Source organism: Streptomyces sp. NPDC057137 (assembly GCF_042670825.1).
Classification (GTDB): domain Bacteria; phylum Actinomycetota; class Actinomycetes; order Streptomycetales; family Streptomycetaceae; genus Streptomyces.
In genome coordinates this window covers 34244-46625 of the sequence record NZ_JBHUUW010000016.1, presented here as the reverse complement: position 1 = coordinate 46625, position 12382 = coordinate 34244, and the positions used below count along the sequence as shown (strand labels likewise).

Here is a 12382-nt window from a genome sequence, read left to right as displayed (position 1 = left end):
CATGCGTAAAATCAGAGTGGGACTGACAGGAGCTTTCGCACCTTCCGTACAGCCTGGACGATGGAGGGCACCGCCCGATCCACATCGTGCTCCGTGGTGGCGTACCCCAGGGACAACCGCACCGTGGAGTCCGCTTCTTCCCGACTGCGCCCCATACCCAGGAGTACATGGCTGGGAGTTGGCGCTCCGGCCGCGCACGCGCTCCCCTCCGAGGCCGCCACGTCCGGCATGGCAGCGAGCACTGCATCAGCCGGTGCGCCGTGGAAGGTGATGCTCGTAACCCCAGGAAGGCGTTGACCGATGGCGCCGTTGATCCGGCAATCGCCGACCTGCTCAACGAGCGCACGTTCCAGGGAGTCACGCAATTGTGCGATTCGAGTTCCATCGCTGATCAGGTCGCGGCGGGAGGCTTCTGCTGCTGCACCCGCACCCGCGATACCGGCGACATTTAGGGTTCCGGCCCGCCAGCCGCGCTCTTGTCCGCCGCCGAAGATCAGTGGGCGGTACGGCAGGGCAATGCCACGGCGAACAAACAGCGCACCGACGCCCTGCGGCCCCCCGAACTTGTGAGCTGACAGCGACAGCAGATCCACATCGTTCTCCAGCAGGTCGATGGGCAACCTGCCGACCATCTGAGTCGCGTCGGTATGAACCAGGGCGCCGGCCGCATGAGCAGCTTTGACGATCGGGGCGAGGTCCGTCAGGACGCCCGTTTCGTTGTTGGCGGCCATCAACGAAACGATCGCTACGCTACTTGCGGTGAGCGCGAGGTGGAGGCCGTCCAGATCCACCAGGCCGTCGTCGTCGACCGATAGCAGCACGAGGGACTCGGGGGCGTCGCTTGTCAGGGCCCTTGCGGTTTCCAGTACTGCGGGGTGTTCGACCGTGCTCGTCACGAGGGCCCCGCCCGCACTGAACGCTGCCCGTAGGGCGAGATTGTTCGCCTCGGTGGCCCCGGAGGTGAAGACGATCTCTCCGGGAGAGCAGTTGAGTAGATCGGCCACCTGACGACGGGCCACATCGACGCGCAGTGCCGCATCGCGCCCTGAGCGGTGTGTGCTTGAGGCGTTTCCCACGGTGCGCATGGCGTCAAGAGTGGCCGCGACGGCCTCGGGTCGTGTCGGCGCGGTCGCGTTGTAGTCCAGGTATGCCAGATCTGAATCAAGATCCTGTTCTGTCATGTTCCACCCCGCCTTGCAACGCTCTGTTCGCCGAGCTGGGGGAAGTCGTCGTCTGGTGCGACGGATTCCACCAGTAGTACATCGAGATCCTAGCCGGGCGAGGATGCAGGCGTGGTAACCGGTCAGGTTTGTGCAGTTCGGTGCCCGTGTCGCGTGCACTCTTGAGAACTAATGTTCGCATGGGTGGGGGCTGATCTCCACAGCTGAAGCGGGCGCCGGGAAGATGGAGTTGAGTTCTCCGATGGTCAGATCGCCTAGGCTGGTGAGAGCCCCTGCTGCCGATTCCGTCGAGGGTCCTGCGAGTGTCCGTGGTCCCTACTAGGGTTTGTGTGCAGGTCGTGGCGCACTTACGCGCTGTGATGTGACGCACGCAGAGACAAGGGACCAAGGTTGCGGGAAATTCCGGGCGTTCGTCAGGCAGGCACGAGTCAGGGAACACCATGACCGGCTCTCCGGGTATCGCGTTTCAGTCGCTCCTCGACGCAGCTCCCGTGGCCTATGTGAGGAGACTGCTCGGTGAGCACGCCTGCGAGCTGCTCGATCTGCTTCATGGCGGGAACGGGACCGAGGAGACTCTCCGCAAGGTTGCAGCCTCGGCCGTGTCGCCAGAACAGCTGATCAGCAACCCTGAGGAGAGAGCGCAGCTCCTGCAATTGATGCCCGATGCCAAGCGGGCCGAACTCGCTGGCCGGCTCGGTTTCGAAGGTACAGAGAAACTGGGCACCTTCCTTGAGGGGCAACCGTGGTCGCTTGAACAGCGCCGTACGCTCCTCGGCTTCCTCGGCCTGGTCGTCGACAGGGCGCCCGAAGCCCCCGTGTCCTTCCGCAGCAGCAGTCAGCCCGCCTACGCGATGTTCCCCCACCAACGGCTCGCTGCCAGCAAGGTGCGGCGACTGCTGTACTCCGGGGAACGCCGGGCCGTGCTGCATTTGCCGACTGGCGTCGGGAAGACCCGCACCGGCATGAACCTTATCTGCGACCATTTGCGACATGGTGAGCCGACCGTCGTAGTGTGGCTGGCTCGTGGCCGAGAGCTTCTGGAGCAGGCCGCCTTGGAATTCGAGCGGGCGTGGGGCGCCCTCGGCAACCGTGAAATCACCGTCCTTCGGATGTGGGGCGATGCCCCCACCGATCTCGGTGGCGTGAAGGACGGGATCGTTGTGCTCGGTCTCGACAAGGCCATCGCAGCCGCCAAGGCTGATCCAACCTTCCTGGACCGGCTAGCCCTAACCGCCACGCTCACGGTCTTCGATGAGGCCCATCAGGCCATCGCCCCTACCTACCGCAGGATTGTCGATTCGCTCACGCTACGAAGCGACGCTAGCTTGATGGGATTGACAGCCACCCCGGGCCGCACCTGGGCCAACATTTCCGAAGACGAGAAGCTGTCCGATTTCTTCGCACGCCAGAAGGTGATGCTGGAGATCGACGGCTACGACAACCCTGTTACCGCCCTCATTGAGCAGGGGTACCTCGCACGGCCGGACTTCCGCACCGTGGCTGCCGATTCCGGCATGCAGCTCAGTACGCGGGACAAGCAGGCACTGGCCGCATCCTTTGATATCCCCGAAGCTTTGATCGGGCGGCTCGCCGACAACGTGCAGTGGAACCTGCAGGTGGTAAGCACCATCCTCGACCTGAGCCAGCATCACCGCCGGATCCTGCTGTTCGCCGCCTCCGTCGAACACAGCCGACTGCTGGTCGCCATCCTGTCCGTATTCGGACTCGACGCCGAACAGGTCACCGCCGAATCCTCACCACGGCACCGCGATCGGGTCATCAACCGTTTCAAGGGCACCGGTACTCGGCCGATGGTCTTGTCCAACTACGGTGTTCTCACAACTGGATTCGACGCTCCGGCGGCGAGTGCTGCTGTCATTGCACGACCCACCCGTTCCCTCGTGCTCTACAGCCAGATGGTCGGACGGGTCATCCGCGGGCCCAAAGCCGGCGGCACCCCGACTTGCGACGTAGTGACCGTTGTTGATCCCACACTCCCGGGCTTCGGAGACGTGGCAGACGCATTCACCAACTGGGAAGACGTGTGGAAGGCCCCATGACATCCAAGTACTCGATCGTGACGCCGGATCTAACGGTCAAGGCACTGCAGGACAGCGGCTATAAGTCGACGGCTCATGCCATCGCCGAATTGATCGACAACGGAATCGAGGCCGGCGCCGAACTTGTCGAGCTGTTTGCCGTGGAGGCCGTCGACCGGCCCGGATTGAGGGGGCGGCATCGTATCGAGAAGATCGCTGTTCTGGACAACGGCAGCGGTATGGGCGCGGAGACGCTTCGGCACTCCCTGCGTATTGGCGCTGGCACCCGCCAGGGTCGCAACGGGATAGGGCGTTTTGGCGTCGGGCTGCCCAACTCCAGCATCTCTCAGTGTGATCGGGTTGATGTCTGGTCATGGACGAACGGTCCCGATAACGCACTCCGTACCTATCTCGACCTCAAGCAAATTGCCACGGGGGGCCTTGAAGAGGTACCCGAACCCAAGCCCGATAGTCTCCCAGACGAATGGCAGGCGCTGGCTGAGGGTCTCGGCCCTACCGGAACCCTCGTGCAGTGGAGCGAGCTGGAGCGGGTGCAGTGGCGGGGCGCTGAAACGACGCTCAACAACACGGAGGCCTTGATCGGACGCATCTACCGGCGTCTGATCGCGAAGGGGACGCGCATCAAGCTCGTCCCCGCCCGAGGTTGGGCTCAGCTGCCGGGCTGCCGGTATGCGAGGATCAACGACCCGCTGTACCTAATGACCCCGAGCGCAACACCCGAACCCTTCGACGTGCGACCGATGTTCCGCGCCCACGGAGGGGGGAACGCTGGCGAGATCGGCGTCGAACGGTTTTGGGTTCGAGCTCCAGACGGCAAGGATTACCCCGTCCTCGTCCGTTCCTCCATTGCGGTAGATGCCGCGCGTCGGCCCGACGTTGAGGGTGCCCGGTGGCCCACCACCATCTCGTCGAGTCTCAATCCTGGTGACACGCCTTGGGGCAGGCACGCGAGAAGGAACCTCGGTATTTCGCTGATCCGTGCCGACCGGGAACTTGACCTCGACACGGGCTGGGTCAACCCTTCTAGCCCGGTTGAGCGATGGTGGGGCATCGAAATCGATTTTCCTCCGGCCCTCGACGAGGTCTTCGGCGTTACCAACAACAAGCAGGCAGCCACTACCTTCTCCAGCCTGGCGAACTTTAATTGGAGAGATGATGCTGCAGGACTATCCTGGGAAGAGTTCCGCGAGCAGCTGCGGGATGAGGGAAATCCACGGCTTCCTCTCATCGAGATCGTCTACCATATTCGGGAGAAGCTGATCGGGAAACTCCGATCAGACTTGGATGTACAGACCCTCGGGACAGGTACAAGCCGCAAACGGCATGAAGCGGTTGAAAGCAAGGTTGAAGAAGCGGTCAAGCGCCGCAGTCGTGAGACTCAGCCGAGTCTGACGACCAAGCTCTCCGAAGAGATCACCACGGAGGAGAGCAAGGAGCTGCAGCTTAAAAGCCTTGTGGAGACACATCATTACACTCCGGTGGACGCAAGGCGGATCACCGAAGAGACCATGTCGCAAGGCAAACACGTTCGCTTGATCACCAGCCGGAACCCTGACTCTCCGTCATTCTTCAACGTCGAGTACATCCCGGGTGTGCTGCAGGTTGCCCTGAACATGGACCACGCTGTCTACAGCGACTTGATCGCGGTGCTCGACTCCGACATCGAGGGTGCCACGCGAGAGCAGCTCGCCGAGCGTCTCGCCAGCGCAGCCAGCGCTTTCAAGCTCCTTCTCTTTTCCTGGGCGCGCTTCGAGGACGAACAGCCGGAACTGCCTCGCAAGCGTGCCAAGCAGATGCGCCAGGACTGGGGTCGAATCGCCAGTGAGTTCCTCGGCGCCAGTGACGCAGACGACGAGGACGAAGAGTGAGGGAGGACCACATCTGGCGGCAGATCGAGCAGGTGCTTGCCTGTGCGACTCAGCGGGTCGTCCTGGCTGCCCCATTTATAAAGAAGGGCGTTTTTGAGGCTGCCCTCGCTGCTATCCCAAGCCACGTACAGGACATTCAGTGTGTCACTCGCTGGTCGGTCGCCGAAGTCGCTGCAGGTGTCTCGGATCCGGAAATCGCAGACCTGGCAGCGGCCGACGGACGCGTTTCCATCGCGTTGTGTCACAACTTGCACGCCAAGCTCTACGCTGCTGATGATGTATGCCTGATTGGGTCGGCGAACCTCACGGGTAAGGCCACAGGCCTTATTCCCGACTCGAACATCGAGCTGTTGATCGAAACCAGTACGGCGCACCCCGAAGTGCAGCGTTTGCTCCGTGTTATCAAGGACACGGGGGTCCCCGGTACGATAGACCTTGCGCATCAGATCAGGAAACAGGCTGACCTCTTCCAAGCAGACGAGGAAGCTCCGCGAGTGCTCGTCGCTGGCCATGACGAACGCCCGATTCCATGGCTGCCAGAGACCAGAAATCCGACAAGGCTTTATGGCGTGTACAACGGACGACACGGCAAGATTGGCCGCGATGTACTTGCCGGGATCCTTCGGGATCTCGCGGCCCTCGACGTGGCTCCAGGGTTGGGTGAGCAGGCGTTTGGCAATGTCGTCCTGTCCCGACTCCGGGCTATTCCTGAAGTCCAGCGCCTCGTTGAGGCGGGACGTCTCAATATGGACGATGTCCAGCGAGAACTGATGGGCAGTGTCGGTTGCACGGAGGAGCGGGCCCGTAGGTTCACAGAGACAATCGCCGAGTGGCTGCGTTACTTTGACGAGATCCATCTCGTGCCCATCGGCCCGTGGGAGATTCGGCAAGGTCGACAGGTCATGTGACGCAGTCCTGTACCCATGGCGATGCGACTGTGGGTCCAAAGAGGTGTTAGTGCCAGATCTCGGCGAGGCCAGCTGATACTGGGGGCCAGGAGCGTTACCTTTAGCCCGCCTGGTACTGGTTGCCGCGACTATCGAAAGGGTGCAGGGCATGGCTGCGGCGCGTACCCCATACCTGCTCGGCCATACCGAGATTGCCGCACTCTACGACGTCAAGCGGCAGACCTCGCAGCTCTGGCGTACCGAAGGGACCCTCCCGGAGCCAGACCTTCTTGCCTCTGGAAATCCGTACTGGTTGCTCGCTACCGTCCTGCGTCTCGACGGACACTCGGGCCGCGTGGCAACTAGCGATCGGTTGCGTGCATACCGAGAACGCCAGCCTGACGGGTACGAGGTCGACGACAAGTCCCGCTTACCCGTGATCCTAGGCATCAAGGAGGTCGCTGTGGTCTGCCATGTTGATGAGCAGACCATCTCTCGTTGGCGTAACCGGAAGACCATTGCCGAGCCTGACCTTTCACTGTCAGGATCCCCTCTCTGGCTCCTGGAAACGGTCCTGAACGATGCCGCCCGTCGCGGGCGTGATGTCAGAGCAGAAGATGTCGAGCGAGTCAGAGCCGGCGGCCACGCACCACAAAAGCCGCGCGGCCGTAAGACGACGCATCCGTCGTCGCCGCCGAACAAGCCGTTGCCTCTGTCGCAGACCTTCCAGCCAGGTGAAGAGGCGGAAGCTGCGCAGTTTGTATCCCAGGCGCTCGCGGAGGGGCTGTCCGTGGTGATCCGGCCCAAGCGCTGAGGTTAGCCGCTCCCGTCCGATGCTCGGCCTCCATCGGGGTCACACCTTTCCGCGTTGGGGTGGCGCTTCAGCCATCATGAGAGTAACACTTGACCTCGGAGTCTGAGTCAATAGAGTCTCTCGTGCTTCGATCAAGCGTCCCCCGGAGTCTCCCTGTCATGCCCCAATGCGAACGCCCGCCTAACCGATCATCCGTCGCCTCTGCCTCCGATGGAGAGGGTCCCAAACGGGGACGTGAGAACTTGAGAGTCATCTCGTTCGGGGGCGGCGTTCAGTCGACGGCCCTCCTCGTCCTCGCTGCCCAAGGGCACATTGACTACTCGACTTTCCTGTTCGCCAACGTCGGGGACGATAGCGAGCACCCCGCGACCTTGGCGTATATCCGTGACGTCGCAGTGCCATACGCCGTAGGCGCCGGCCTCGACCTCCAGCAGCTGCATCGTCGCCGGCGCGATGGCGCCACGGAGACCCTCTGGCAGAGGCTCAACCGTCCGGATACGCGCTCGATCCCCGTCCCCGTGCGCATGGCCAATGGGGCGCCGGGCCGTAGGTCCTGTACAGCAGATTTCAAGATCAAGGTCATCGGGCGGTGGCTTCGGGAATACGGAGCTACCGTGCGGGATCCAGCGACTGTCGGCATCGGGATCTCGCTCGACGAGATTCATCGCGCCAACAGACGTAGAAAAGAGCCATACGAGGAGATCGAGTACCCACTGCTCGATCTCGGTCTGCGCAGATCCGACTGCGAGCACATAATTGCCGAAGCCGGGCTGCCCGTCCCACCCAAGAGTGCTTGCTTCTTCTGTCCGTTTCGGACCGTCGAAGCCTGGAAGCAGCAACGTAGGAATGAACCAGAGCTGTTCGCCAAGTCAGTTCAGCTCGAAGCGGTCTTGAACGTGCGCCGTGAGGCCATCGGCAGGGACGCGGCCAACCTCACCCGCTTCGGCTTGCCCCTCGCGGACGCTATACCGGCCGATCAAGCTGAATCGTGGCCCGACGATGAAGGTGGCGGCGGTTGCGATTCAGACTGGTGCATGACTTGAATGGCTGCGCATGACAGGTGACCGTGCTCACGTCATACGGCCGCTTCACTCGCAAGGCGTGCCAGAGTAGGACCAACGGCGTTCGACCGGACTCCAGCCGGTTGAGGATGCCAAGCGGCCGACCATGGCTGAGCCTCGCTGGCCGGATGCCACTCCGATCGCGAGCAAAATCTTCGGACATCGAACTGTGGCCTGGGACACCTGCTGCACAGTCTGATCGGTTCCTCTTCCGAAAGTAAGGCGAAGCGTCATCCTGCGGCGCTACGCCTGGTACTTGAACCGTGCCTCGGCGTCTACGAGTTGGTCCTGCGCTGGTTCCCCACTGGCCCAGTCCAGTCGATCGCACCCTCCCCGCTACTCATGGTCGATATGGTTATTGACCATGAGTAGTTGGCAGGGTTCCCAGTCGGGGAGCGAACGCGTGTGGAGCCCGCGGCCGTCGGTGAGTCCAGACGTCACCCAGGATGCGGTGATCGTCGTCCCTGGAATCATGGGCAGTGAACTACGAGATGCCAAGACGGGAAACCTGCTGTGGGGGCTGGACGTCGGGGTGTTGGAACGGGCATGGCGGCGTGGGGACGGCCTGCAAGGTCTCCATGTCACGGAAGAGGAGCTGGAGGGCAGAACTGGCAGAGTGTCCGCCACTCGCCTGCTGACCCGGCCTGCCTGGGCCCCCTTCCTGCGGGGAATTGAGCCGTACTCGGACTTGCTGGGGACCATTACGGAGGCCGCTGCCGCCCCGGAAGCGGTGCTGGCTTTCCCGTATGACTGGCGCTTGCCAGTCGAGCACAACGGGGCGTTGCTGGCGGCAGCGGCCCGAAAGCATCTTCTGCAGTGGTGCCTCCAAGTCGAGGCAAGCGCGAATCTTCGGGCTCTATGCGAGGACCGTCCCCCTCGTCTCGTCTTTGTGGCGCACTCGATGGGCGGTCTGCTTACACGCGCGGCCTTGGCCCGCGAACCCGACCTCATCCCTGATACGCGCGCGGTCATCAGCCTAGGCACGCCCTTCCTCGGTGCCGCCCAGGCCGTGGTCATCCTCAATGGCGACCGCGCCAAGCCCTTGCCGGCTCTCCCGCCACGACGGATGCAGGCACTGGCGGCCACGTTGCCGGGCGTGCATGACCTGTTGCCCAGCTATCGTTGCCTCGACGAGGGATTGGAGATCGCGCGGCTCTCGCCCGAGATCGTCGAAGCGATCGGAGGCAGTAAGGAACTGGCGGCCCGTGCGCTGGAGTTCCAGGAGCGCATCCGCACGACTGCCCCGGGACTGCCTGGGCACCGGGCTGTGATCGGCATCGCCCAGCCCACGGTCCAGAGTCTGCGTATAGACAACGGCATCGTCCATGCCCAGTACGAAGCCTTCCGGGCGCACGGCGACGGAATGCTGAGGCGGGACGCCGACGGTGTGCCGATCCGGCAAGACAGAACAGGCGACGGCACCGTCTACCGCGACGCGGCATCGACTAGCACGCCCAACTCCACGACCTATCTGCCAGTCCAGCACGGAGCCCTGGCCAAGAACAGCACAGCACTCCGCTACGTCCACGCAGTGCTGACCGAGCATGACGAACACCTCGGGGCCCCAATGGGCAGTGGCGATCTGGGTTTGATCCTGCCTGAGGAGGGAGTGATGGCCGAGCAACCATGGATGCTGCGGGTAACCGGTCGACCCTCGCCGGCGGGGGTGACATGTCGCGTCGAGGACGTCGCGACAGGCAGATCGATTGCTCGACCGCGACTATCGGGCCGCGACGGCGAACTGGCCGCCCAGATCATTCTGTCGGACATAGGCCTGTACCGTGTGCGCTTGGACGCTGGCGGCAGTGCCCCGGTGACCCAGCTGGTCCTGGCCCTCGCGCCAGAGGACTTGGGCTGAGGCCGCCTGATGCCGACACCCCCTCCGCTGGAGTTTTTCCCCGTCGACATTAGTGACTACAAATACCACCGGCCCTTGCATACAGCTGAGGAAGTCGAGGCTGTCACTGCGGCCCTCGCCGCCTTTGCGCCCAGTCCGAGTCCTTGGAAAGTCATCGGGAGCGAACGCACCGCCGACGCTGTTCAGGAACGTCTGAGCGAATGGGCCACCCCATCCAGCAATGGCAACACCTTCCTCTACTGGATTAGCCATGGCGAGAGCGACGGCGAGGACATGGCCCTCCTCGCCCACGCTGGCAGTCCGCGCCCGCTTATCCACAGCGGCATCTCACCGGATGATTTCCTCAGCTACCTGACGGCTCGGCAGAACCACCCGGATGCAGAAGGAACATGGGCCATCGTGGTCATCGATGCCTGCAAGTCAGGCCGCTTTATTGAACTCCTCAGCGCCCGTGCGTTGCTGAAGGGTAACGGTCCGCGCAACTTCCTGCTCGTGTCGACCTCCGAGGACGGGAACGCGAACCTTGGTGCCTTCCGGCACGCCTTGGAGACTGTCCTTGGCACTACTTTCGCGGCAGACAGCACCATTGATCTACGGGCTCTCGGCGATGAACTCCAACGGAACCTCCGCGGTTGCCCGGTCGTGCCCCACACTAAAATGGGACGAGCTCTGCTCCATAGGATTGTCCCTGCAGCGGCCGGAGCAGTCACCACAACGCTCGACGTGCTCGCCGAGATCCAGGCGGTCATCGACCAGCTGCCGCCAGACGAGCAACGTCACTTCATCCCCAAGGCAACGGGTGCTGAACTCGGCGAACTCGCTTGGTATTTCGAGGGGCGCGAGGAGGAGCGCGACACCATCCTGCGTTGGCTTGACACCGGTGCCGACGGAATGTTGGTGGTTACTGGCACCGCAGGTTCAGGTAAGTCCGCGCTTTTGGGGCACATCCTGCTCCACACCCGCCCCAAGCTTAGGAGCATCCTCCTCCGCACCGGCCACCTCCAACCGCTTCCAGCGGGCGTCCCCTGTCCCAGCGATCCTTTCGACGCTGTCATCCACTTATCCGGTGCCACCCCCCAAGAACTGATCGCACGCATCGCGCTCGCTGCTCAACTCAGGGAGATACCCCGTGATCTGCTTCTGAACGAGCAGATCGAGTGGCTTCTCGGCGGGCTAGCACAACGCGCGCTGCCCTTCGGGGTTTTGCTGGACGCGCTTGACGAGGCCCACGCGCCGCTGGTGATCGCCGACCAGATCATCCGTCGTCTCGCCGAAGTCCCTGGCACGCGAGTTGTAATCGGAACGCGCCGTTCTACCAAGGAGGGGCCCGATCTCCCGCCGCAAGTGGACGGGGATCTCCTTGACGCACTCGACATGAACGGCGCGGACTCCGACCTCGCAAAGTCGGTAGTGAGCGTAAACCGCGATTCACTAGCGATGGTTCGCTACGTCCGCCGCAAACTGGAGACGGCAGAGAAACTCGGCAGGCTCACGGCGTCATCCCAGCAGATCACAATGGCAGCATCCGAACTCGGTGACAGTGGCCGGGAATTCCTCTATGCCCGCTTGGCTGTACACGAGGTTATCCACGACTCGGACCTCCTCGACGACTTGACATCCCTGCGCAATAGCAGCCACAGACATCTCTTTGCTCGCGCGGCACAAAGGCTCTCGATGCGTAACCCAGCCTTTCGACCCCTGCTCCATGCCTTGGCGCTCGCGCAAGGACGTGGGCTGTCACTCCGGGACGGAATCTGGGCGACGGTCGCCGCTGCTGTGGCTCCTATGGGCGTGACGATCAACGACGAGGTAATTCATGACTTGACCGCAGATGCGGCGCCCTATCTCATGCTTGACGCCGAGGCTGGGCAGACCGTCTACCGGCTCGCCCACCGAACCTTTATTGAGCACTTCAACTCAGCTGGAGAGAAGCGTGAGCACCTCCACCAACAAATCACGGAAGCCCTGACCGTCGATGGTGACTTTCGCCTGCCCAAAGCGGAACTCAACCCCTATGTCATCTATCATCTACCCGCTCACGCGGCTCAAGGAAAACTTCCGGCATGGGAATATCTCGCACAACGCACCCGTGTGCTGGACCGCCTTGATTCCACTAGCATCACCAGCCAGGTCATGACTCACGCCTTCGGACGAATTACCCTCCCGCCAGCCATCGCCGGCGCGGTGGCCTCGCAGCATATGGCCGTCACGAACAGCCAAGGCGATCGCCGTGGCCTCCGAGAAGTCGCCACCGCACAAACCACTGGATCTTTCGACCGGTCACATGGCGAGCCGGACGACACCCTTCCCACCTGGTCAGTCACCTGGGCTCGGCTCAACACCAACCCCCTGCACCTGACTCTGCATGGTCACACTCGTGGGGTGCGTGCGGTGGTGGCGTTCCTCATGCCTGACGGACGCACTCTGCTCGCTGCCGGCGGCGACGATGGTGCGGTGCGGATCTGGGATCCTCTGACTGGTACTGCTTTTGGTGAACCGCTGCGTGGTCACATCGGTGGCGTGTTTGCGGTGGTGGCGTTTACCGCGCCTGACGGACGCACTCTGCTCGCTGCGGGCGGCAACGACGGGACGGTGCGGATCTGGGATCCGGTGACTGGTGCTGAGGTTGGTGAACCGCTGCGCGGCCACACTC

The 12382-nt window shown here is 62.8% G+C and carries 8 protein-coding genes; 7 read left to right on the top strand and 1 reads right to left on the bottom strand.

Going from position 1 to position 12382, the window contains the following annotated elements; translation table 11 throughout:
- Window positions 1-11: 11 nt before the first annotated feature.
- Window positions 12-1181: a cysteine desulfurase family protein gene (locus ACFT9I_RS15925; protein WP_382564580.1), complete on the bottom strand. Its 1170-nt coding sequence runs from the start codon at window positions 1179-1181 to the stop codon at window positions 12-14.
- 440 nt (window positions 1182-1621) lie between these two features.
- Here ACFT9I_RS15925 and ACFT9I_RS15920 point away from each other — a divergent pair, with 440 nt between their 5' ends.
- From ACFT9I_RS15920 to ACFT9I_RS15890, 7 genes are all read left to right on the top strand, one after another.
- The gene (locus ACFT9I_RS15920) at window positions 1622-3241 is read left to right on the top strand and encodes a DEAD/DEAH box helicase (protein ID WP_382564578.1); all 1620 of its coding nucleotides are present in this window, start codon (window positions 1622-1624) and stop codon (window positions 3239-3241) included.
- Complete coding sequence (locus ACFT9I_RS15915) at window positions 3238-5109, top strand: ATP-binding protein (protein ID WP_382564577.1); 1872 nt, start codon at window positions 3238-3240, stop codon at window positions 5107-5109. Before ACFT9I_RS15920 ends, ACFT9I_RS15915 begins: the two co-directional genes overlap by 4 nt.
- Entirely contained in the window at window positions 5106-6017 is a 912-nt protein-coding gene (locus ACFT9I_RS15910) for a phospholipase D family protein (protein ID WP_382564576.1), read from the top strand. The genes ACFT9I_RS15915 and ACFT9I_RS15910 overlap by 4 nt, the downstream gene beginning before the upstream one ends.
- Before the next feature lie 148 nt (window positions 6018-6165).
- Window positions 6166-6810 (top strand): hypothetical protein, encoded by a 645-nt coding sequence (locus ACFT9I_RS15905; RefSeq protein ID WP_382564575.1) that lies wholly within the window; start codon window positions 6166-6168, stop codon window positions 6808-6810.
- 242 nt (window positions 6811-7052) lie between these two features.
- Window positions 7053-7853 carry a phosphoadenosine phosphosulfate reductase gene (locus ACFT9I_RS15900; RefSeq protein WP_382564574.1) on the top strand — a complete coding sequence of 267 codons (801 nt, stop codon included), beginning with the start codon at window positions 7053-7055 and terminating at the stop codon, window positions 7851-7853.
- 382 nt (window positions 7854-8235) lie between these two features.
- Window positions 8236-9729 (top strand): hypothetical protein, encoded by a 1494-nt coding sequence (locus tag ACFT9I_RS15895; RefSeq protein ID WP_382564572.1) that lies wholly within the window; start codon window positions 8236-8238, stop codon window positions 9727-9729.
- Between the two features lie 9 nt (window positions 9730-9738).
- Window positions 9739-12382 (top strand): NACHT and WD repeat domain-containing protein (locus ACFT9I_RS15890; RefSeq protein WP_382564571.1); only part of this gene is annotated, 2644 nt, incomplete at its 3' end.

Bases quoted from the DNA above. Each gene is read 5' to 3' on its own strand.
- ACFT9I_RS15925 (WP_382564580.1), bottom strand. From the start codon at position 1,181: ATGACAGAACAGGATCTTGATTCAGATCTGGCATACCTGGACTACAAC.
- ACFT9I_RS15920 (WP_382564578.1), top strand. From the start codon at position 1,622: ATGACCGGCTCTCCGGGTATCGCGTTTCAGTCGCTCCTCGACGCAGCT.
- ACFT9I_RS15915 (WP_382564577.1), top strand. From the start codon at position 3,238: ATGACATCCAAGTACTCGATCGTGACGCCGGATCTAACGGTCAAGGCA.
- ACFT9I_RS15905 (WP_382564575.1), top strand. From the start codon at position 6,166: ATGGCTGCGGCGCGTACCCCATACCTGCTCGGCCATACCGAGATTGCC.
- ACFT9I_RS15895 (WP_382564572.1), top strand. From the start codon at position 8,236: ATGAGTAGTTGGCAGGGTTCCCAGTCGGGGAGCGAACGCGTGTGGAGC.